The sequence below is a fragment of the Rasiella rasia genome (assembly GCF_011044175.1).
Classification (GTDB): domain Bacteria; phylum Bacteroidota; class Bacteroidia; order Flavobacteriales; family Flavobacteriaceae; genus Marinirhabdus; species Marinirhabdus rasia.
The window spans coordinates 499,132-520,471 of sequence record NZ_CP049057.1 but is presented as its reverse complement, the minus strand read 5'-3'; the positions used below and the strand labels follow the sequence as shown (position 1 = coordinate 520,471).

At 37.9% G+C, this 21,340-nt stretch carries 20 protein-coding genes; 11 read left to right on the top strand and 9 right to left on the bottom strand.

The genetic code is table 11. The features are described 5' to 3' along the window. Window positions 1–31: 31 nt before the first annotated feature. The 3 genes from G5B37_RS02320 (at window position 32) to G5B37_RS02310 (ending at window position 1,447) form a co-directional block, all read left to right on the top strand. Window positions 32–679, top strand: a complete 648-nt coding sequence (locus G5B37_RS02320; protein WP_164678445.1) for a hypothetical protein — start codon at window positions 32–34, stop codon at window positions 677–679. A gap of 124 nt (window positions 680–803) precedes the next feature. Beyond that, window positions 804–1,244 (top strand): hypothetical protein, encoded by a 441-nt coding sequence (locus G5B37_RS02315; RefSeq protein WP_164678444.1) that lies wholly within the window; start codon window positions 804–806, stop codon window positions 1,242–1,244. Next, window positions 1,244–1,447 carry a helix-turn-helix transcriptional regulator gene (locus G5B37_RS02310; protein WP_164678443.1) on the top strand — a complete coding sequence of 68 codons (204 nt, stop codon included), beginning with the start codon at window positions 1,244–1,246 and terminating at the stop codon, window positions 1,445–1,447. The genes G5B37_RS02315 and G5B37_RS02310 overlap by 1 nt, the downstream gene beginning before the upstream one ends. 16 nt (window positions 1,448–1,463) lie before the next feature. On the opposite strand, the gene G5B37_RS02305 is transcribed toward G5B37_RS02310, so the two are convergent. Beyond that, window positions 1,464–2,045: a pseudouridine synthase gene (locus G5B37_RS02305; RefSeq protein WP_164678442.1), complete on the bottom strand. Its 582-nt coding sequence runs from the start codon at window positions 2,043–2,045 to the stop codon at window positions 1,464–1,466. Window positions 2,046–2,124: 79 nt separating this feature from the next. Here G5B37_RS02305 and G5B37_RS02300 point away from each other — a divergent pair, with 79 nt between their 5' ends. Further along, a complete protein-coding gene (locus G5B37_RS02300; protein ID WP_164678441.1) occupies window positions 2,125–2,382 on the top strand; it encodes a DUF1456 family protein in 258 nt (85 codons plus the stop codon). A 3-nt stretch (window positions 2,383–2,385) separates the two neighbouring features. On the opposite strand, the gene G5B37_RS02295 is transcribed toward G5B37_RS02300, so the two are convergent. Continuing rightward, a complete protein-coding gene (locus G5B37_RS02295; RefSeq protein WP_164678440.1) occupies window positions 2,386–2,943 on the bottom strand; it encodes a biopolymer transporter ExbD in 558 nt (185 codons plus the stop codon). 169 nt (window positions 2,944–3,112) lie between these two features. Here G5B37_RS02295 and G5B37_RS02290 point away from each other — a divergent pair, with 169 nt between their 5' ends. Next, window positions 3,113–4,798: a T9SS type A sorting domain-containing protein gene (locus G5B37_RS02290; RefSeq protein ID WP_164678439.1), complete on the top strand. Its 1,686-nt coding sequence runs from the start codon at window positions 3,113–3,115 to the stop codon at window positions 4,796–4,798. A 15-nt stretch (window positions 4,799–4,813) separates the two neighbouring features. Here G5B37_RS02290 and rlmF read toward each other — a convergent pair whose 3' ends face one another. Both rlmF and G5B37_RS02280 read right to left on the bottom strand, forming a co-directional pair. Next, window positions 4,814–5,680: a 23S rRNA (adenine(1618)-N(6))-methyltransferase RlmF gene (gene rlmF, locus G5B37_RS02285; protein ID WP_164678438.1), complete on the bottom strand. Its 867-nt coding sequence runs from the start codon at window positions 5,678–5,680 to the stop codon at window positions 4,814–4,816. Between the two features lie 378 nt (window positions 5,681–6,058). Continuing rightward, window positions 6,059–6,673 (bottom strand): hypothetical protein, encoded by a 615-nt coding sequence (locus G5B37_RS02280; RefSeq protein WP_164678437.1) that lies wholly within the window; start codon window positions 6,671–6,673, stop codon window positions 6,059–6,061. 114 nt (window positions 6,674–6,787) lie between these two features. Between G5B37_RS02280 and G5B37_RS02275 the strand changes: the two genes are divergently transcribed. Further along, entirely contained in the window at window positions 6,788–7,237 is a 450-nt protein-coding gene (locus tag G5B37_RS02275; protein WP_164678436.1) for a PepSY-like domain-containing protein, read from the top strand. Window positions 7,238–7,298: 61 nt separating this feature from the next. Here the strand turns inward: G5B37_RS02275 and G5B37_RS02270 are convergent, their stop codons facing one another. Together G5B37_RS02270 and G5B37_RS02265 are read right to left on the bottom strand one after the other, a co-directional pair. Next, window positions 7,299–7,514: a YtxH domain-containing protein gene (locus G5B37_RS02270; protein ID WP_164678435.1), complete on the bottom strand. Its 216-nt coding sequence runs from the start codon at window positions 7,512–7,514 to the stop codon at window positions 7,299–7,301. A gap of 192 nt (window positions 7,515–7,706) precedes the next feature. After that, on the bottom strand, window positions 7,707–10,976 hold the full coding sequence (locus G5B37_RS02265) for a VPS10 domain-containing protein (RefSeq protein WP_164678434.1): 3,270 nt from the start codon (window positions 10,974–10,976) through the stop codon (window positions 7,707–7,709). Window positions 10,977–11,183: 207 nt separating this feature from the next. Between G5B37_RS02265 and G5B37_RS02260 the strand changes: the two genes are divergently transcribed. Then, window positions 11,184–12,047: a hypothetical protein gene (locus tag G5B37_RS02260; protein WP_164678433.1), complete on the top strand. Its 864-nt coding sequence runs from the start codon at window positions 11,184–11,186 to the stop codon at window positions 12,045–12,047. Window positions 12,048–12,141: 94 nt separating this feature from the next. Further along, on the top strand, window positions 12,142–15,246 hold the full coding sequence (locus G5B37_RS02255; RefSeq protein ID WP_164678432.1) for a WD40/YVTN/BNR-like repeat-containing protein: 3,105 nt from the start codon (window positions 12,142–12,144) through the stop codon (window positions 15,244–15,246). A gap of 10 nt (window positions 15,247–15,256) precedes the next feature. On the opposite strand, the gene G5B37_RS02250 is transcribed toward G5B37_RS02255, so the two are convergent. From G5B37_RS02250 to G5B37_RS02240, 3 genes are all read right to left on the bottom strand, one after another. After that, window positions 15,257–16,276: a LacI family DNA-binding transcriptional regulator gene (locus tag G5B37_RS02250; RefSeq protein ID WP_164678431.1), complete on the bottom strand. Its 1,020-nt coding sequence runs from the start codon at window positions 16,274–16,276 to the stop codon at window positions 15,257–15,259. A gap of 100 nt (window positions 16,277–16,376) precedes the next feature. Further along, window positions 16,377–16,973 carry a hypothetical protein gene (locus G5B37_RS02245; RefSeq protein WP_164678430.1) on the bottom strand — a complete coding sequence of 199 codons (597 nt, stop codon included), beginning with the start codon at window positions 16,971–16,973 and terminating at the stop codon, window positions 16,377–16,379. Window positions 16,974–16,984: 11 nt separating this feature from the next. After that, window positions 16,985–17,542 carry a YceI family protein gene (locus G5B37_RS02240; protein WP_164678429.1) on the bottom strand — a complete coding sequence of 186 codons (558 nt, stop codon included), beginning with the start codon at window positions 17,540–17,542 and terminating at the stop codon, window positions 16,985–16,987. A gap of 117 nt (window positions 17,543–17,659) precedes the next feature. Here G5B37_RS02240 and G5B37_RS02235 point away from each other — a divergent pair, with 117 nt between their 5' ends. The 3 genes from G5B37_RS02235 (at window position 17,660) to G5B37_RS02225 (ending at window position 21,278) form a co-directional block, all read left to right on the top strand. Next, window positions 17,660–18,523, top strand: a complete 864-nt coding sequence (locus G5B37_RS02235; RefSeq protein ID WP_164678428.1) for a winged helix-turn-helix domain-containing protein — start codon at window positions 17,660–17,662, stop codon at window positions 18,521–18,523. 100 nt (window positions 18,524–18,623) lie between these two features. Then, the gene (locus tag G5B37_RS02230; protein ID WP_164678427.1) at window positions 18,624–19,085 is read left to right on the top strand and encodes a cold-shock protein; all 462 of its coding nucleotides are present in this window, start codon (window positions 18,624–18,626) and stop codon (window positions 19,083–19,085) included. Window positions 19,086–19,244: 159 nt separating this feature from the next. Beyond that, window positions 19,245–21,278 (top strand): M13 family metallopeptidase, encoded by a 2,034-nt coding sequence (locus G5B37_RS02225; RefSeq protein ID WP_164678426.1) that lies wholly within the window; start codon window positions 19,245–19,247, stop codon window positions 21,276–21,278. Window positions 21,279–21,340 lie beyond the last annotated feature (62 nt).

Genomic DNA, 21,340 nt, shown 5'->3' with positions numbered 1-21,340 from the left:
GCAGTTTTTGAACCTTTTTTGAAAACAATATATGAAACGGATCCTTTTTATTTTAGTTATGCTAGCAATCTACACAGGTGGGTTGGCGCAGCCTGACAAGAATATTCCTAATTCGGTTAAAATTGAAGCAACAGATATAACGTCTGAAAATCCGCAAGGGATTACACTTCCCGCTTCAAAAAAACCTAGCCTTACCCCAAGAGATACACCAAATAAGTATGCAAATTTAGGCAAAGAAACCCCAGAAGAATTTGACATGCAAAAAGGAGATGGGTTAAAGACCTATAATGCTGGAAGTACTCCAAAGGCTTTTGTAAAAGATAAAGCCGCTGCAGATGGTATTGGAAACGATCAGTTTTTAGGAGAGATTAGAGTTGGAGCAGTGTATGTAAACATTGCGTATCGTGACCACGAGTTTGTAGATGGCGATCGTATTCGTATTTTCTTAAATGGTGATGTCGTTCGATCAGACGTCACATTAAACGGAAGTTTCGATGGATTTAATGTGCCTTTAGACAAAGGACCCAATAAAATAGTTTTTCAAGCCTTAAACCAGGGCTCTAGCGGTCCAAATACTGCCGAACTTCAGGTGTACGACGACAAAGGGCGCATAGTTTCTGCCAAAGAGTGGATACTTCTTACCGGTAAAAAAGCAACCATTATTGTAATTAAAGAATAATCAGATACTTTTTTTTTGAGTACTATTTTTGTTTATTTCAAAATGTAAAGTATATTTGTCATATAGTAAAGTTAACTTATTATTTTGGAAAGTTAACTTACAAGAATTAATACTTTTAAAAATTATGAAATCAATACAAGAATGTGAAGAGAAAAACCTGCATAAGCTGCTCAATTTTAAACTTCCTAATGTTGCTAAGAAAATAGGTTGGGGGCTGTTTGGGGTTTCTATGATTGCCATACTGGCCACTAAATTTTTTGACGGTGATTTAGAGCTACTAAAAAATATTCTCAAACGCCTCATTCTACTTTCCTTATTTATAGTAGTGTTGTCTAAAGAGAAGGTAGAAGATGAGCGAGTGCAGCACATGAGGGCTAAAGCTTTCTCGCTAACTTTTTTGCTTAGTGCTATTTATATTTTAGTACAGCCTATCGTAAATTTTATCGCGAGTAGTATTATAGACGACGGGCAGGGGCTGTTTCAAGATTTAGGAGACTTTGTAATTTTATGGTTTATGCTTATTGTATACCTAATGTTTTTTCATTTTATCAAAAAGAAAGATTAATGAAGAATTCTTTAAAAGTAGAACGAGCCATTTTAAACCTTACACAAGGAGAACTAGCAGAGCGCATAGGAGTCTCTAGACAGACTATCAATTCTATTGAAGCCAATAGGTATGTGCCTTCTACAGTATTAGCCTTAAAGCTTTCCGAAGTATTTGAGAAACCCATAAACACTTTCTTTTCTCTTACGGAAGAAGATAGATAGTTCTGTTGCAAAACAATTATACATTAGTAGTAATACGAAGTGCCTGACCCGCTTTCATGTTTTCTATGGTTTCTTTGCCAATGCGAAAACGTACTAGACGAAGCGTAGGAAAACCAACAACTGCGGTCATTTTTCGAACCTGTCTAAATTTTCCTTCAGTAACCGTAATACTAAGCCAAGTTGTTGGTCCGTGTCTGGCATCTCTAATTTTTTGTCCGCGTTCTGGAAGCTGGGGCTCATCTATTCGATGCACAATGCAGGGCTTTGTTGTATAGGGCTTACCATGAATGCTTATTTCAACACCTTGTTCTAGTTGTTGTATTGCTGCATCTGTGGCTATTCCATCTACTTGTGCGTAGTATTCCTTCTCAATGCCCGCGCTGTTAATTCGATTGCTAAAAGCGCCATCGGTGGTTAATAGCAGCAGCCCTTCACTGGTTTCATCTAACCTTCCAACAGCCATAGTACCTTCAGGAAATGGATATAAGCTGCCTAAAAACCGTTTGCGCTTTGCTTTAGAGTCATTCGTAATAAACTGGCTTACATACTTATATGGTTTAAACAGTTTAAAATAGTTATGTTGCGTGGTTTTGGTCATAAAAGTTTACAAACCTAATAATTCTTCGGAAATCGTCACCCTATTTAATTTTCAAGTATTTTTGCTGAAAATTTAAACAATGGCACTTACCAATAACGATATCATGAAAAAATTGCGGGTCGCACACAAGTTACGCGATGATGAAATTGTAGCAATTTGTAAGCTGGTTGATTTTAACGTTACAAAAAGTGAGATAAATGCTATATATAGAAATCCAGACCACCCGAAATTCATGGAATGCGGCGATCAATTTCTTCGAAATTTCTTAAACGGACTTATCGTACATCTGCGTGGTCCCATGCCTCCAAAACAAGCTAAGAAGGAAGACAAGAAATAGCGATTATTTTTTTAAGGTAATTTCAGAAACTGTAAACGGATATGCCTTTTGCGTTTCTTTTTCCTCGAGTGTAGTTAAAGTAGTAATTGCTTTATTAAAGGTAGTTTCCGCATAACGAGTACGTAGTTCTTTATACGCTAAAGTTAATTCATCTTGTATAGCGATATAGCTTTTATAAGGCGCTAATCTGTGTGTGCTTATTGAAATAACCGCTTTAGAAGGATGGTCTGACGAAGCTACGTCTTTGGCTCCCGTGCAGTATAAGCAGGAATTACTGCCGTTATTATCAATAAACAGTTGCACTACATTTTTGAGCTGGCTTATAGGTAAAATCTCGTTCTGTACCATGAGTGTGCCTTCTTCATTTAAGGTAATACGCAAGATGTTTCTTTCAGCAACATGTGCCGTACAATCATCAGTTAAGCAGCGTTCGGGTAGCTTTCTAACAATGCCTTTTTCTTGAGAAATTGTAGTAGACACTAAAAAGAAAAGCAGTAATAAAAAGGCTATATCTGCCATACTTCCTGCATTAATGGTAGCCATGGTTCTTGAAGATTTCATACGTTGAAGGTTTTAGATGAGCTTAAAGAACTTCAAGAAAAGTGCCACATTCTTGCATTAAGTAGTTCAGAACTGCTTGATTTGCTACAAACTATAGCTCGCAATTTATAAATGACCATGCTTGAATTACTCATATTGTTGTAAATTGAAAACATAAAAAATTATAGCCATGAAACATTTTCTACCCCTAACTATTGTTCTCTGTTGTTTACATTACAACACTCTTGCTCAGAAGTCTAATGGAAATTCTAAAAAGCAACTTCCGCAAGAAGTGATTAACATGCCTTATGAATTTGTGGATAGAGAAAGTATGGATACCTCGCCAGCGTACGAGTTTATAGCACCTAATTTTTTTACCAAACAAGTGAATGTAGATGACTTAGGAAATAACATTGTGGGAGATGCAGCTAATGAACCTTCTTTAGCAGTAGATCCTACGAATCCTAATAGAATGGTAGTTGGCTGGAGACAATTTGATGATATTAGCAGTGATTTTAGACAAGCAGGCTACGGATTTTCTACCAATGGCGGTTATGATTGGATATTCCCTGGAGTGTTAGATCCAGGACTCTTTAGATCAGATCCTGTGTTAGATTTTGACAATGCGGGTAATTTTTATTACAACAGTCTACAAGGTAATTTTGAGTGTGACGTTTTCGCAATTCGTGATGGTGGGGTAGTGTGGGAGCCACCTGTGCCTGCTAACGGAGGAGATAAACAATGGATGCGTATAGATCGTACAGGCGGCCCAAGTTCTGGGCATAACTATTCGTATTGGAACCAGTCATTCTCAACGTGTCCAGGGGCTTTTACTCGATCTACAGACGATGCCATGAGTTTTGAAACCTGTGAAAATGTACCCGGAAATCCGTTTTGGGGAACGCTTGCAGTAGATGCAGACGCAAATCTATATTTAGTGGGAACAACATCTGCTTTTAACGGAGATTTGTTTGTAATTAAATCTACAGATGCGAATGATGCCGGAAGCCCTGTTACTTTTGAGCCCCCTGTATTAATAGACCTCGACGGTAGCCTTGGGGTGCAAGATGCTATAAACCCGCAAGGGCTAAAAGGTCAGGCATGGATTGATGTAGACATTAGTGCAGGCCCCGGACGTGATAACGTATATGTTTTGGCTTCTGTAGAAAGAGCTTCAAGTAACGATCCTGCCGATGTTATGTTTACAAAAAGTACAGATGGAGGTGCAACCTTTTCTCCGCCCATAAGAATTAATACAGATCCTGGAGACGAGGCATACCAATGGTTTGGCACTATGGCAGTAGCACCCAACGGACGTATAGATGCGGTTTGGCTTGATACGCGAGATGCCGATGGCGGATTCGATTCTGTATTGTATTATTCGTTTTCTGAAGATCAAGGAGATACTTGGTCTGAAAACACCCCAATTTCTGAACCATTTGATCCTAAGATAGGCTATCCTGTACAGCAAAAAATGGGTGATTATTTCGATATGAAGAGCGACAATGAGTATGCTCATATTGCATGGTGCGCTACATTTACAGGCGGGGAAGATGTATACTACACCCGTGTCTCTCCAGACGGTACTCTAGGACTAGATGATGAAGCTTTATTTAAATCCTCCTTTACAGTAAGTCCAAATCCTATCACTACAAATGCTACTATTTCATTTTTAGCTGCTGGAGATACTAAGGTGGGGGTGTATGATATGCTTGGGAGAGAAGTAGCTGTATTGCGCAACGAGGTTCTTGAAGGAACACAACAAATAGATTGGAACAGCGTATCTAGTCAAGGCACCAAAGTAGCATCAGGGCTATATTTTGTAACTGTAAACACTAATGGTTTTCAAGCTACAAAAAAGGTAGTAGTACAATAATTGAAGTCATTTCATTTAAAAGCGCCAAGCTAATACACGTGTAATTTTTGACCCGTGTTTCATTTGAAGGGTTTCATGCTGCGCCCCCAGTTTTTGTATAAGCTTATACAACTTAGGCAAGTTATCACTCTTTGAAACAAGTGTTGTAAACCAGCCAACCTGTTGTTTAAAGCCAACACTTTGTTTAATCATTCGTTTAATGAAAAGTGCTTCCCCGCCGTTACACCAAAGCTCATTTGGCTTGCCTTTAAAATTTCGTTCTAGTTCTAAAATGGACTTTTCTGGGTGTAGTTGTTTCATTTTTCTAAGCGCAACCTTGTTAGCCTCTTCTGCAGATCCGTAAAAAGGTGGGTTGCAAACTGTTGCGTGATAAAATTCTTCTGGTAATATGATGCCTTCAAATATGTTGGCGTTGTTTATTTGATGTCTAATTTCTAATGCTGTAGCAAACTCTTTAGTCGCAGCAACATTTGCTTTGGCAGCTTGAACTGCTACGGGATCAATATCACACCCTACAGCTGTCCAGTTAAATAGCGCGTAAGCTAGTAGCGGATATATGCAATTAGCTCCAGTACCTATGTCTAAGATGTGTCGTGTTTTTTGCTTCGGAAATGTTCTTTTAAGCAAATCGTTTAAGTAATGTAAATAATCTGCTCTCGACGGAATGGGAGGGCAGAGGTAGCCTTCCGGGATGTTCCAATCTGCTAGTTTGTAATAGTGTTTTAAAAGGGCTTTATTAAGGTGAAGCACTGCCTCAGGATCTGCAAAATTTATAGTCTCTATACCATACGTATTTACATGAACATATTCATTTAATGGTGCATGAACTTCAGTTAATGCTGTAAAAGGGTAGGAGGCGTTATGAATATTGTTAGGATGCAAGGGCTTTCAAGAGTTAAAGTTTCCGTAAAGATACCAATAATACCCTGCGCTTTATTAAAATGAAAAAATCCCTAACATATAAAGTGTAAGGGATTTTCAATTGAAATTTCTGGGGTAAGAATGATGATTATCTATGAATGGCATAACTACTTGCTTTTGCGTATTCAACTAATTTTTCATTCCAAAATTTCAAATTCACTGGGATTTTAATTTTCAAGACTATCATAATGAAAGAATTTATGGGTTACTATGATAGGGTAAATCCAATGAGCGTGCCAAAATTCTTTTCATTACACCAAACAAGGTATAACTATTTGATATTCAGAAGTAAAAAAAATAACAAAATTCAGATATTTCCGAAGAAAACATTAAAGTATTTTACTCTTCGTCCTTCTTTTCGTACAATCGTTCTATGAGCTCGTCGTACGTTAGGATATCTGTGTACAAAGCACCACCGAGGCTAAATATTGGAGCCGATATTGTGTCTAAAGAAGGTAGGGCGCGCTTAATTACTTTCGCAACCTCAGGTTTTTCAGGAAGATGCATCGTTTTAAATCGATACGGACTTACAGCAAGAGATTTGGTTAGGGTATCACATCGCATGCAATTGTTTGTGCTATACAAAAGGATAGGTGCCGGAGGATCTATTTTAATTTTTTCGAATTCTGGACGAAGTACGCGTCTAGATAAGCTATCGTTAGTGGACACGGTGTATTCATAAATAGGATACTTACCTCGCTCAATTATAACGCTCTTTACCTTAACACGAGATGTTGCTGGCACTCGTATTGGGCGCTCTGCACCGCCACGTTGCTTAAACCCAGTACCTGTAACGGTTACAACCACGTCTAAATCAATTAGATTCTCATTAATCGCGTAGAAATTAATTCGGTTTTTCGTTTTTTCTTCTTCAATTTCAATGGAATGCTTTTGTGCAACAGCTTGTAGTGCTAATAATGCGAAAATGATAATGGGAACGATTCTTTTTTGCATGGTCTAAATTTAAGGGACGAATATAATAATTTATTAAGGTTTCATCTATATTTTAAGACTTTGTTGGAATATTTGTTTTTGTGTAATCTGTACTTTTGAAATAAATAAAATACAATGACAAAACAACTCTATTTTTTAATTGCGATACTAGTTAGTACAGCGGGAAGTTGCCAGAATATAGACGGTAAGAAGGGGCAAAAAGATATAGAAGTTCCAAAAGTGGTTCTAGCTGCCTTTGAGGAAAAGTATCCTCAGGAAAAAAGCCCAAAGTGGGAGATAGATGCTCATGGAAACTACGAGGCGCATTTTAAAAAGAAAGGAGAAAAATACCGTGCCGATTTTAGTCCGAATGGCCCTTGGATTGAAACGGAAAACAGTATTAAAACAAAAAATCTCCCAGACCCAATAAAGAAAATAATTTCAGAGCGATACTTCTTATATGAAATTACCGAAGTAGAACATGTAGATCATGCTACTAAAGGAATATTCTATGATGTTGAATTTAAGCAGAAGGGTAAAAATTTAGATATTGAGTTTACCGAAGACGGAACCATACTAAACTAACAGTTGTATAAAACAGAAAAACCCGCTAATTGCGGGTTTTTCTTTATCCTTTTAAGAAGTACTAGCTTGCCATGTTTTTAAGTTCAGCATACTTATCACTAATTGATCTTTCAATATCCGCTGTCGTTTTCTTTAATTTGTTTCCAGCGTTATTAACACGATTTTTTAGTTGTTCTTTCTCTTCTGGCGACATGGTTTTGTATTTCCAATATGCCAATCCTCCAGCGATTCCTGCGCCTATTAGTGCAGCTAATCCAGCTTTCTGACTTCTTTTCATAGTTTGTGTTGTTTTATTGTTTGTATTACAGCTCAAAAATACAATCGTAACCCGCTAATACCATAGGGTTTAATACAACTTTAGCTTAAATTATAGTTAAAACTTCATTTGTAAATATTTCGTCTAAAATTCAATCAAATAAATGTGAATGTCTCCTTTATACAATACAACATCAATATTTGAAATTTTCACCTATTCATATCGTATAGGAGGAGCTCCGGCCTTTGTTAATTGCTGTTCTATAACATCTAAAAGTTCTGTAGTAGTTTGTAAGGTCGCAACATGATTGGTTAGCTGATTTTTTATAATGGAAAGCTGTTTTTCATGGGTTTTTGTTGGTCCGTATGTAGACTTTTCAATACCTCTATAAATAGCAAACATGCGATCTTCTAAAAGTGGATGTCCTTTTTCACCGATTTCGTTTTTGGCTAAATTTCCAGAAACCTCAGATTTTAATTGTTGTAAATCTTGTAGTGCTTTTGCTAACTGATTAGTTAGGGCACCTGGTTTCATCGTACTTTGTTGCATAGCCAACTGCAATGCTTTGGTACGATTTATTTGTTTCTCTAAATCTGTATTAAAATTGGTAGCTGTTTTTCTCACGGCAGCAAACTCATTGAGAAATTCGGAAACTTTTTGAGGTGAGGCTCCTGGTAGTGCGCCTTTACGTAATGGTTTTACTGTAAATGGAACTGCTTCAGAAATAGCTCTTGTAGTCCCTTTCTCGGTTAGATACATGGTAACTTCATAAGTTCCAGTTGGCGCTAAAAAACCAGATGGCAATTCTTCAGACTTCATGGTGGGTGTTACAGGAAAGGGTGAGGCATACCTTAAATCCCAAGTAATTCTATGAATTCCCTTTTTTGCCGGAGTGCTTAAGTTTCTCACTACATTACCTTTACTATCGGTAACCGAAAATGTAAGCATAGGCGCAGTTTCAAATAATTCTTCTTCAAGCGATTCCCAGCCATTAAACGGAACATTAGTGTCCGTCATTTTCTTTTCTTTTTCTTGCCTCTTTTGTTTTTCTGTGGTGTATCTGTCTCGTACATAGTAAGTGAAAGTGGCTCCAAAATCTGGGTTTGGTGCTACAAAGTGATTATCTCCCTGACTTCCTTTGCCCGCATCAAAGCTTAAATGAGATCTCGGAATATACCACCAAGCGTCTCGTATTGGATAAATGACAGCTTCTTTTTGTAAACTTTCTTCGGAAATCGTTCGTAATGCAGTATAGTCGTCTAAAATATAAAAACCTCTTCCAAACGAAGCTCCTACCAAATCATTTTCTCTACGCTGAATAGCTAAATCTCTAAACGAAATTGTTGGAACACCACCCGTAAGTTTTGTCCAGTGTTTCCCGCCATTTACAGTGGTGTAAATTCCAAATTCGGTGGCTAAAAAGAGCAAATCAGGTCTTACATGATCTTGTACAATTCGCCAAACCAAAGTTCTATCGGGTATATTGTTTACCAGAGAAGTCCATGTACGCCCTTTGTCGCTGCTTTTGTATACATATGGAGTAAAGTCGCCATACTTATGGTTATCAAGTGCTACATAAACTGTATTTGAATCAAACATGTCTGCTTTTATGTCGTTTACAAAAGCAGTATTGGGCACACCCGGCATACTACTTACATTAATACTACGCCATGAATCTCCATCATTTTCAGATACTTGTATAGTTCCATCATCTGTTCCAGCATATAAAAGTCCTTTTTGTTTAGGCGATTCTGCTAGTGAAGTGATGGTGTTATAATTAGACATCGCATAAACGTCCCAGGCACCATCCCATGATTGCTTTTTGCCCATGATAGGTAATTCTACACGATTTTGATTTTTAGTAAGATCACCCGAAATGGCCGTCCAACTATCCCCTCTGTTTGTAGATTTCCAAACACGTTGTGAAGCAAAATATATGGTCGAAGGCATATGCGGACTTACCAAAATAGGGGCGTCCCAATTAAATCGTTCTGTTTTTTCGTTAGCACCAGCTTGCGGTTGAATGTCTATAACTTCACCCGTACTCATATCAATTCTAGAAAGTGTTCCTTCTTGTCGTTCTGCATACAGTATATCGGGATTACCAGGTTCTGTGGCAGGTTGGTGGCCATCCCAATTTAGTACTACTTTCCAGTCGCTATTCTGAATTCCCTGTATGTTATCTGTACGCGAAGGACCTCCTTCAGTGCTATTGTCTTGTGTTCCTCCGTAAATATTATAGAACGGAGCTGCATCGTCTACAGCTACTTTGTAAAATTGAGTTACTGGCAGATTTTCTATGTATTTCCAACTTTTTGTAAGATCGAAAGACTCGTATAAGCCGCCATCGGTACCAACAAGCACGTAATTTGGATCATCTTTTTTAAAAGCAATGGCATGGTTGTCACCGTGTTTGTTTTTTCGGTTCATTCTATAAAACGATTTTCCGCCATCTTCAGAGATTTGCATGGTATTGTCCATTAAATACAACCTACCCTCATGATGCGGACAAGCATATAATTCTTGATAATAGTGAGGGCCTGTTCCTCCAGAAACGGTATTCGACATTTTGTTCCAAGAGCTACCTCCATCAGTAGAGCGATACACGCCTCCAGTACGTCTATCTGTTTCTAAGGCAGCGTACAAAACATCTGGATTTTGAGGCGAAATAGCAAGACCTGTTTTGCCCATTGCAGTAGTTGGTAATCCAGTCTTTAATTGAGTCCAAGTATTTCCACCATCATCACTGCGATAAAGACCTGTGTTGGGTCCACCACCTAAATATGCAGCCACGGTTCTGTGGCGTTGCCATGTTGCAGCGTACATTCTATCTGGATTTCTGGGATCCATTACTAAATCTGTTACGCCTGTCCACTCATCGTCGCCTAAGGTTTTATTCCAAGTTTTACCACCATCTGTAGTTTTGTAAAGACCACGGTCACCACCCTTGCTCCATAATGGGCCTTGTGCAGTTACCCAAACTACGTTACTGTTTTCTGGATGTACCAAAACTCTAGAAATGTGTTCCGAATTTTTTAAACCCATGTTTTGCCATGTTGCTCCACCATCTGTACTTTTATAAACGCCATCGCCGTAGCCAACATGTCTACCACCACTATCCTCGCCAGAGCCTACCCAAACAATGCTAGGAGTATTAGGATCTAAAGTAACGGCACCAATAGAGTAGGTAGGTTGATCGTCGAAAATTGGTTGCCAGGTAGTTCCTGCGTTGGTTGTTTTCCAAACGCCTCCAGAGCCAACAGCGACATACCATATATTTTCATTGGTTGGGTGTATCACCACATCAGAAATTCGGCCACTCATAAATGCGGGACCGATACTTCGAAATTTTAAGCCACTTAACACAGAATCTAGTAAAGAAGTGCTGGTTTTCTGCGTTTTTTTAGTTCGCTGCGCGGAAATTTCCGAAGTACTAAAAAGTAAAAAGAAACTAATAATAAAAAGAGTGTAACGTGATTTCATAGTTATGTTTTTGATGGATGTCTAAAGTTATTGAAAAATCCAAGTAATCGTGATTCGTAAAAGTTAAAATTGAGGCCTAAGAAAGTTTGGACGCTATGTACTGCTTCATCTCATATAGCACTATTAATTTTGTGTCTGCTAGATGTTTTGCTGTATGTATCTAAGTCTGAATAAAAGTCCTATTTTTAGCTAATGATACAATTTGCTATGGTTTTTAAAATATACTCGAAGGAGTTGTGGGTAGCGGTATTTCTAATAGTTTCAACTGGTGCTGCTGCGCAAGATGTTGCTGGAGTCTACTACGACCGTGGCAATAGCCCTGAAGGTGGTGTTTCTTATTACGTTCTACCAGATGGCACATTTGCTGCAACCTATTTTGGAGGAATAATGACTGGAACTTGGAAACAAGAAAAGGATGTTATTCTTTTTAAAAATAAAATTGAACCAAAATATGTGTTGTATGGCCGAAATAACCTCCAACTAAAAGATACCATTCAAATAAGGTTTTCAATAAAAGAAAATGACGGGGTAGCAGTAGGGTTTACAAAGGCAGATGTGATCCCTATTAAACAAGTCTTTAACACTAACGCCAATTGTTTTGGATATCCTTATATTTTAAAAATTCTAACGCCAGTTCAGGATCTTTTTGCTGCCAATATCCCTTATAAAAATGTTGCTTCGGAAATAGAACTTCCTGTATATCAATTTAGTAATTTAGGGGAGTATAACGATTTTCTACTTTTTAACCTTCGTGACGAATATACTACCCCTATAAACTTTTCGGCTAGCGTAGAGAATGAATTACTATACTTTGAAGGCGCTAGTAAAGGACTTGAAAAGGGGTCGCTTGATGCAATGAATAATGAAGATGTATTATTTTTAGATAGGTACATTAACAACAAATTATTGCCAGATAACTTAACACCCGAGAGTGAATTCTTTCCTTATGAAGCTGTACCAACCACGCTAGGGCAAAAACCATTCACTAAGTTAGTAGCATTTATGCTAGATAGTAGTGCTGTACTTGTACAAAGCGGTAGTTTATTTACGGCAACCTGCGATGATGAATAGTCGAAGGACGTTAGTAGATTTTGTTAATTAAAAGACTTCGGTTTATCTAGAACGGTAATTTCCTTAAATTTATAGCTGAACTAATCACTATTCTATGAAAACATTTGCCAAGCGCCTACAATTTTCAATAATTGCACTTATCACTTCGGTTACACTTGCACAAGAATTTGATGCATTTCAATATAGAAATGTTGGTCCTATACGAGGCGGTCGGGTAACTACGGTAACAGGTATTACTGATATTCCTGGCACATTTTTTCTAGGTGCAACGGGCGGTGGCGTATGGAAATCTGAGGATTATGGCACCACATGGAATAACGTATCTGACGGGTTTTTCGCAACCCCATCTATTGGAGCTATAGAGGTTGCCCCTAAAAACTCGAATATTGTATATGTAGGGACAGGTTCAGACGGACTACGAAGTAATGTGATTAGCGGAAAAGGAATGTACAAATCGGTTAATGGAGGAACAACCTGGAAGCATATTGGTTTAAAAGATGTTGGACAAATTGGTGCGGTAGAAATAGATCCTAAAGACTCAAATACAGTGTATGTTGCTGCTATAGGAAATGCCTTTAAAAACACAAAAGACCGTGGGATTTATAAAACTGAAGACGGAGGAATAACGTGGAAGCAAATACTTTATATTTCAGAAGCAACGGGCTTTTCAGATATTGAGATTCAACCAGGAGATAATGACGTTATTTATGCTGCGGCATGGAAAGCCCAGCGTAAACCGTGGACTATCATTTCGGGAGGAACGAATGAAGAAGGAGGTATCTATAAGTCTAAAAATGGCGGAAAAACTTGGGAAAAATTGCAAAATGGGTTGCCAAAAGGACTTATTGGTAAAATAGATCTTGCTGTGTCTCCTGCAGATAAAAAAGTGTTATATGCAGTAATAGAAGCCGAAGGAGAAGAACGAGGGTTGTATAAATCTGAAAATGAAGGAAAATCGTTTACGCAAATTTCTAGCGACGTTAGATTAGTGAACAGACCTTTTTACTACACGAATATAGAGGTAGACCCAACAAACGCCAACATTGTATTTTCTATGGCAAACCCAGGATTAAAATCTACAGATGGAGGTAAAACCTGGACATTCTTTAAAGTGCCACATGGCGATAATCATGATATTTGGTTAAATCCGAATAATCCAGACCTTTTAATACAAGCAAACGATGGTGGGGCTAATGTTAGTCATAATGGAGGTAAAACCTGGTCTACACAATTTAATCAACCCACCGCAGAGATTTATCAGGTAGAAGTTGATGACCAATATCCGTATTGGTTGTACGGTGGGCAACAGGACAACTCTACTACCATAGCTGTACCTAGTTTTCCCCCAAACTCTATACAAAACCCAGAAAAAGGATGGATTATAAATACAGGAGGCTGCGAAACGGGGCCAGCAGTACCAAAACCAGGAGATCATAATATCGTATATGCCAATTGCAAAGGTAGGTTTAGTGTGTTCGATAAGCGAACCGGTACCGAACAAGGCTACTATGTTGGGGCGTCTAATATTTACGGGCACAATCCAAAAGATCTAGCATATCGTTTTCAACGTGTGGCTCCAATTCATGTATCGCCTCACAATCCAAATGTTGTTTATCACGGGTCACAGTATTTACATAAAACAATAGATGGCGGACAAACGTGGGAAACTATTTCTCAGGATCTAACTGCCTTTGAAGCAGATAAACAGATGCCTTCTGGGAGTCCGATAACACGAGATATTACAGGTGAAGAGTATTATAGTACGTTGTATTCTATTAGAGAATCTAAACTCGTGGAGGGCCTTATTTGGACGGGAGCTAACGATGGGCCAGTTTGGGTTACAAAAGACGGCGGCAAAACATGGAATGATGTAACCCCAGCAAACTTACCGAAGGGAGGTAGAGTAGAATCTGTAGAGCCATCGCAATACAATCCGGCGAAAGCATACATTGCAGTAGACAGACATTTATTGGGAGACACTACACCATATATTTATAAAACAGAAGATTACGGAACCTCTTGGCAATTGCTAAGTACAGGCAAAAATGGAATCCCAGAAGATTATACAGCTCGGGTAGTACGTGAAGATCCAGTACGAGAAGGTTTACTATATGCAGGAACCGAGTTTGGAGTTTTTGTTTCATTTAACGATGGGCTTACTTGGAGATCTTTTCAGCAAAATTTACCCGTAACGCCCATTACAGATCTTAAAACCCACCGTGGTGATATGGTGCTTAGTACGATGGGACGAGGCTTTTGGATATTAGATAATATTTCGGCATTACAACAAAAAGGTATCACAACTTTAAGTGCCTCTCCAAAGTTATTTGCGCCAGACACAACGGTTCGATACAGATATCCTACCATTCGAGGGACTGCTAATTTGCAATACCCGACTACCCATGTGGATATAGATTATTTTATTCCGAAAGGGTTTAGTGGTGCAATTCAGTTAGAAATTTTAGATGAAAGTAGACGAAATGTTACCACAATTTTAAGTGATAGCACCTTTGTAAAGCTTGCAGCAGCCATCAATGAGAATGATTTGGATGGTATTTCTAATGAAGAAGAAGCTGAAGAGGAAGAAGAAGGAATGACAAAAGTAACTGAAGTCGAAGATATGGCACTGAGTCAGATATTTAGGTATACAGATGAGAAGTTAAGTGACAAGCCAGGATTACATCGTTTTGCTTGGGATTTAAAACAAAAGGGGGCGTGGGATGAGAATATAAATAGACGGTATAAAAGAGGCCCAATGGTGGCACCAGGAACTTACATTGCAAGACTAACTGTGGGAAGTGAAACCTTAGAACAGCCATTTACAATTGTTATAGACCCAAGGTTGAAAGCGCAGGGAGTTTCCGAAGAAACCATACAGAGACAACTAGTGTTTCAAAATAATGTAATCGATTTACTTTCAGAGGCAAAAAAGTTACAAGTAACTATAGAACAGCGATTAGAAGAACTAACGGAAAACAATGCAAGTCCAAATGCTGGGTCTATTTTGAAGTTTGAAACAGCTTTAAGTACATTAAAGAACGACGAAGGTGCTTACCCACAACAAATGCTGCTCTCGCAAATATCGTATTTGTTAAACATGACCGGGCGTGCAGATCAGCTACCTGGGAATGAAGCAGAGAATAGGCTAATCGAGCTAAGGAAACTATTAGATGCTTTAAAAAATGAGGTAGGAATTTAGCGGTAGTGTTTTAAGGAGTGGAATCTCTTTTTACTAGAGCGGTTTTAAGTTTAATAACTTTTGGCGTATAGGTTTCCTTCTTTTTTCTGAAATTCAATTCTTTAAAAATTTGCTTGAATGCTGCCTTACCCATTTCAAAGCCTGGCTGGTCTATTGTAGTTAGAGTAGGTGTTACAGCCGAAGACATAAACCAATTGCTAAAACCAACTACAGCAATGTCTTCTGGAATTAAAAAGCCTTGCTTTTTTAATTCTGTAATGGCACCAATTGCTATAAGATCTGAGCTTACAAATAAACCATCTACATCCTTATGCTCCTGAATTAGCTTTTTAGCAAAATAGGTGCCCTCTTCAAAAGACATATCATTACAAGTATACACCAATGCTGGGTCGAAAGTTAAGTTGTGTTTTTTAAGGGCCTGTTTATACCCTTGAAACCTATCTATAGCATTTTGTGGTAATAACGGACCTCTAAAATGGGCAATACGTTTACAACCACTTTCAATAAGATGCTCTGTAGCAGTGTAGCCAGCCTTCTTGTCGTTGATTACAACTTTTGAACAGTTTATTTTTTTCGCAATTCTATCGAACATTACCAGCGGCTTATTATGTTCAATTATTGTTTTAAGATGCTCAACATCTGCTGTTTCATTTGCTAGAGAAATTAAAATGCCATCTACATTCTTGCTAAGTAATAATTCTATTTGCTTCTTTTCTAATTGGTATGATTCGTTAGACTGTAATGTAATTATTAAATATCCCTTTTTCTCAGCTTGATAGATAATACCTTTAATTACGTTAGAGAAAAAATAGTGTACTATCTCTGGAATTATAAGTCCAATAGTTTTAGATTCTTTGGTTCTTAAATTGACTGCAAATGAATTAGGCATATAATTCATAGTGGCAGCAAGTTCTTTTACCAATGTTTTGGTCTCCTCACTAACGTCTGGATAATTTTTTAATGCCTTTGAAGCTGTTGACACCGAAATGCCTAGTGTATCTGCTATTTCTTGTAGGGTAATGGGTTTCATTCAATTGATTTGAGTTGTAATATACCAAATTCAATCAAACACTTTCCGTAAATTTTTAAAATGATTTTGCTGAAATAGCAACACAATATTACCTACGCATTTAATTGATTTGGCAAACCTCTTCGCGTAGGGTGACACTTTTAAGTTTTGTCCAAACTTCATGTTCTAACGCCTTTGGAGAAAACCTAAATACACTAATAGATCGTTTTTCTTTTTCGCAATACTGCTGTTCTACCAATACATTTAGGGTTATCATTTTATTTGTTCGGAAACGGTCAAAAATACGTAGTTTACCTACGAAATTAGAAGACGTCTTGCCGTTGTCTGTATTTACAAGGAGCACTGTAGATGGAAGCTTAGTGACGGTTGTGTCTTTTTGTGAAATATTGAGTAATCCGTCAAAGTACAATGCTAAGTTGTTCTCGAAATCGGTAGTGGTAATGGGAGCGTCTGCTGCAACAGACCAAGTAAAAATATACGACCAGAATTCTGGACTATCTACCGTTCCCCAACCTTTAGGAAAGAACGCTTCTTCAAATCCGTGATACGTCATTTCTTGCGCAAAGCCTGTTGGCACTTTAAATTTCTCTATGCCCCAGCTAGAATCTGCCACCATGAGTCGCGAAGTGGCTTCTTCTTGGCTCAATGTAGTTGTGGCTATGATTAGAAATAAGATAGAAGTTAATAACGTTTTCATATTGTATTGATTTAGAATTGTAAAGTAACATAAAGTTCGATAGCTTCGGAAATAGCATGTTCTTTAACCTCATTATTATGAACAATGCCCCAGCGGGTTCTATCAATTTTCAGTTGAACATACATTTTCTGTTGCTCGGGGTAAACTTCTGGCCAAAACTCAACTGGTTTTGTAATTCCTTTTATCGTGAGGTCACCTAACATTTTATGTCGATTTTCTTCAGAGAAAAAAGTCACATTTGTAATTACTAATTTAGCTTCTGGGTATTTATTGACATCAAAGAAATCTTCATTTCTAAGATGTTCAACAGGGCCAAAGCCTTCTTCATATTCTTTATTAGTGATTGTGGTCATATCAATAGTAAAGCTTCCTCCAGTGATATTTCCGTCTGCAGTGTATAATATTCCCCCTTTAAATTTAACAGTTCCTGTATGTTCACTAAATAGAAAGGAGTATTTGCCAATCCATTTAATAAAACTTTCTTGACTGTCTAACTGATACGTTTTTTGATTTTGCCCAACAACAGAAATACAGATGAGCATGATGAAGGTAAAAAGTAATTTTTGCATAATGATTTGTTTTGAAGCAAACCTACATCGAGACGCGATTCAAAAGTGTCAAAAGAATGTAAAAGAAATGTCAATAGCTGTAAAATCTCGCCAAATTGCCTGTTATTTGTACTTTCTATGAAAAGAATACAATTACATATGTTAGCGATTGTAAGTTGTCTTACAATGGGTATCTTTATTTCATGTAGTCAGAATACTGACGAAATAGATTTTTCAGAACGCGCTAAGGTGGCCATTCGTGCTGTAGGTAACGATGTACTCTTGTCTCAGCAGGACACAACATCTTTAGTTATGCCTGTGGTGTTGATAGCGCCCAATATATATGAGCTTTCTTTTGAAAATCCCTTAGCATTCGATCCAGGTTCATTAAATGCATCGGTCACAACCTATTTTGCAAAGGCAAATCTTCCTCCTAATTACAGGGTAGAAGTATTGCAATGTGGAGATGAAGATGTAGCCCATAGTTTTGAAATGCAAGCCAACATGGACAATACAATTATGCCATGTGGGGGTAGAATACTGCCAGAAGCCTGTTATGTAATACGTGTAAAGTTTACAGAGCAATTATCGAAGGAGTCAGAAAACGCAACACTCTTTTATATTCTAATCTTTTTAGTACTAGCGTTTTTGGCGTTTGTGTTTTATAGTAAGTATTACGTGTACCAATCTGGCACAGATCGCCAGCATGGTACTTCGTTAGGAAGCTTCACTTTCTATCCAGACCAGAATAAACTAGTGAAAGAAGCGCAGGAAATACCTTTATCTAAAAAAGAGTGCGAATTACTAGAGATTTTTATCGCAGCTCCAAATCAGGTAATTAAACGAGAAGAACTCACAAAAAAAGTATGGGAAGATAACGGAGTAATTGTAGGCCGTAGCCTAGACACATATATTTCAAAACTTCGTAAAAAGCTGCAGGAAGATGGAACTATAAAAATAACCAACGTGCACGGAGTTGGTTATAAGTTAGAGGTGGCATGATAAATGCACATCAATAATAAATTGATAATATTTTAACGTAAAAATTTTCACAAGATAAATTATCTCCCTACCTTATGGGACATAACATCTTAAACAAAGAATGGCAAGATCACAACAAACATTTAGTAAATCTGAAAAAGAAAAAAAACGCTTAAAAAAGCGAGAAGAGAAAAGAAAAAAAATGGAGGCCCGCAAGGCTGAAAAAGAAGCAAACGGAACTTCAGGTATTGAATTTGCGTATGTAGACCATCTAGGAAATTTGGTAGACACTCCTCCAGATCCTTCCAAAAAAGTAGAAGTAGAGGCAGACGATATTGTAATTGGTGTGCCTAAAACACTCGATGAAGATAGAGAAGAAATAGACCCTGTTAGACAAGGTACTGTAAACTTCTTTGATCATTCAAAGGGCTTCGGTTTTATAATAGATTCAGAAAACAACGAGAAATACTTTACCCACGTCAGTGGTATTATTGACGAGATTAATGAAAACGACAAGGTTTCTTTCGAACTTGAAAAGGGTCAACGAGGCATGAACGCCGTTAGAGTTCAATTAGTCAAGTAAGGTTCAATAAATTGTAGCAATACATGCGCCCCCGCCAAATTTAATCTGGCGGGGGCTTTGCGTTTTATTTATATAGGAAAACCCCTCTCGTTTCTTATATACACGTGAGCAGTGAGTATCTTAAATAAATACATATCTTTGAGTTATAACTTAAAACTCATGAAAAACCTAGTCTATTTATCTGTACTTTTTTGTCTAATTATATCTTGTAAAAATGATAAGCCTTCTACTGAAGAAGAGGGCATGGCGCAACGAGAGCCCGTTGTTTTTGATGGTATTACTGAAACTATAAAGCCTGGAGACGATTTCTTTCACCATGTAAATAAGACGTGGTACGATAACGCTGTAATTGCCGACGACCAAGTAGGAGTAGGGGCATACCGATTTTTAAACATTCCCCAGCAAGAGTTGCTGCAAAATATTTTGGAAGAAGTTTCTACGGAAAAGCATCCAGCTGGAAGCGTAGAACAAATGGTGGGTGATTTTTATGCATCAGGAATGGATACCCTAAGTATAAATGAACGAGGAAGTTCTCCTATCCAACCTATTTTAGATAGAATAGATGCCATTGCAGATATTCCTGCTATAATGGATTTTGTGGCAAACCAACTTAAAACTGGTGATTACTCAATGCTTATACCTTATATCTCTCCAGATCAGGAAAATAGCTCCCTTAACATTTTACATATGGCACAAACTGGTTTAGGCTTACCAGATCGCGATTACTATTTTCAGGAAGATTCTTCAACAAAAAGTATTCAAGACGCCTATAAAACATACCTTACCACATTGTTTGAGTTGGTTGGCGATGAAAATGCACAGGCAAACGCTGCTATTGTATACGATATAGAAAAACGACTAGCAACTTCTCATAAAACTAGAATTGAGCGTAGAGTAATTAAAGAAAATTACCATAAAATGGCTGTATCCGATTTAGATAAGGATCAGCCAAACATTGGTTGGTCTACACTCTTTACTACGCTAGGCATGCATGTAGACTCTATAGATGTACGTCAACCGGCATATCATGAAAAGCTAAATGCAATGCTAACTGCCGTGCCTTTATCACAATGGAAGCTATACCTTAAAGCACATTCTTTAAGTTCGCATGATGGTATTTTAAGTAAACCTTTCCAAGATGCAGCGTTTGCGTACAGCAAAGTTCTGTCAGGACAGGCAGAACAACAGTCAAGATCGTTACAAATGGTACGTCGTGTTGACCGCCAAATAGGATTTGCTTTAGGAAAGTTGTATGTAAAGCGATACTTTAATGAAGATGCCAAAAAGCGTGCATTACAGCTAGTTAACAATTTTCAAAAGACCTTGGAAAAACGTATAGACGCCCTTGATTGGATGAGTGATAGCACTAAGGTAAAGGCCAAAGACAAGTTGTTTGCTATTAGCAAAAAGATTGGCTATCCAGATGTGTGGCGCGAGTATGACGGTGTAACAATTTCTAGAGATCAATTTTTTGAAAATGTAGTCGCGCTACGTAAAAACGACTATGAATATAACTTGAAACAACTTAATAAGGCACCAAATAGAGAAGAATGGCACACTACGCCTTCTACAGTAACGGCCTATTACAATCCGTCGTTAAACGAAATTGTTTTCCCAGCGGGCATCTTACAATCACCGTATTTTGATTTGTATGCAGATGATGCAGTGAATTATGGAGGTATTGGAATGGTAATAGGACATGAATTTACACATGCCTTTGACGATCAAGGTGCGCAATACGACAAAAACGGAAACGTAACAAATTGGTGGACTGAAGACGATTACACAAAATTTAAGGAAAAAACCCAGCAAATCATTGAACAGTACGATGCCTTTACGGTGTTAGATAGTGTGCACCTTAAAGGGGCTTTAACCGTTGGTGAAAACACTGCCGACAATGGAGGGATTGCCATTGCCTACGATGCTTTTAAAATGACCGAACAAGGTAAAGACACCACAAAAATAGGTGGTTATACGCCAGATCAGCGTTTCTTTTTGTCTATTGCCCGAATCTGGCGTGTAAAAACTAGAGACGAATTCTTACGTAATTACGTAGCAACAGATCCGCATTCGCCACCAGTTTGGCGTGTAAATGGTCCGCTAATGAACTTTACTCCATTTTATGAAGCGTTTAACGTCAAAGAAGGGGAAGCAAACTTTAGAACCGAGGAAGAGCGTATTAAGATTTGGTAAGAAGTTTTTGCTTAGTTAGGTTAGATGTTAACCTAGCTCTATATGGTATTGATTTCATTGTA

Excerpts from the sequence above, each read along its gene's own strand:
- G5B37_RS02320 (WP_164678445.1), top strand. The coding sequence starts at position 32 with ATGAAACGGATCCTTTTTATTTTAGTTATGCTAGCAATCTACACAGGT.
- G5B37_RS02315 (WP_164678444.1), top strand. The coding sequence starts at position 804 with ATGAAATCAATACAAGAATGTGAAGAGAAAAACCTGCATAAGCTGCTC.
- G5B37_RS02310 (WP_164678443.1), top strand. The coding sequence starts at position 1,244 with ATGAAGAATTCTTTAAAAGTAGAACGAGCCATTTTAAACCTTACACAA.
- G5B37_RS02305 (WP_164678442.1), bottom strand. The coding sequence starts at position 2,045 with ATGACCAAAACCACGCAACATAACTATTTTAAACTGTTTAAACCATAT.
- G5B37_RS02300 (WP_164678441.1), top strand. The coding sequence starts at position 2,125 with ATGGCACTTACCAATAACGATATCATGAAAAAATTGCGGGTCGCACAC.
- G5B37_RS02295 (WP_164678440.1), bottom strand. The coding sequence starts at position 2,943 with ATGAAATCTTCAAGAACCATGGCTACCATTAATGCAGGAAGTATGGCA.
- G5B37_RS02290 (WP_164678439.1), top strand. The coding sequence starts at position 3,113 with ATGAAACATTTTCTACCCCTAACTATTGTTCTCTGTTGTTTACATTAC.
- G5B37_RS02280 (WP_164678437.1), bottom strand. The coding sequence starts at position 6,673 with ATGCAAAAAAGAATCGTTCCCATTATCATTTTCGCATTATTAGCACTA.
- G5B37_RS02275 (WP_164678436.1), top strand. The coding sequence starts at position 6,788 with ATGACAAAACAACTCTATTTTTTAATTGCGATACTAGTTAGTACAGCG.
- G5B37_RS02270 (WP_164678435.1), bottom strand. The coding sequence starts at position 7,514 with ATGAAAAGAAGTCAGAAAGCTGGATTAGCTGCACTAATAGGCGCAGGA.
- G5B37_RS02265 (WP_164678434.1), bottom strand. The coding sequence starts at position 10,976 with ATGAAATCACGTTACACTCTTTTTATTATTAGTTTCTTTTTACTTTTT.
- G5B37_RS02260 (WP_164678433.1), top strand. The coding sequence starts at position 11,184 with ATGGTTTTTAAAATATACTCGAAGGAGTTGTGGGTAGCGGTATTTCTA.
- G5B37_RS02255 (WP_164678432.1), top strand. The coding sequence starts at position 12,142 with ATGAAAACATTTGCCAAGCGCCTACAATTTTCAATAATTGCACTTATC.
- G5B37_RS02250 (WP_164678431.1), bottom strand. The coding sequence starts at position 16,276 with ATGAAACCCATTACCCTACAAGAAATAGCAGATACACTAGGCATTTCG.
- G5B37_RS02245 (WP_164678430.1), bottom strand. The coding sequence starts at position 16,973 with ATGAAAACGTTATTAACTTCTATCTTATTTCTAATCATAGCCACAACT.
- G5B37_RS02240 (WP_164678429.1), bottom strand. The coding sequence starts at position 17,542 with ATGCAAAAATTACTTTTTACCTTCATCATGCTCATCTGTATTTCTGTT.
- G5B37_RS02235 (WP_164678428.1), top strand. The coding sequence starts at position 17,660 with ATGAAAAGAATACAATTACATATGTTAGCGATTGTAAGTTGTCTTACA.
- G5B37_RS02230 (WP_164678427.1), top strand. The coding sequence starts at position 18,624 with ATGGCAAGATCACAACAAACATTTAGTAAATCTGAAAAAGAAAAAAAA.
- G5B37_RS02225 (WP_164678426.1), top strand. The coding sequence starts at position 19,245 with ATGAAAAACCTAGTCTATTTATCTGTACTTTTTTGTCTAATTATATCT.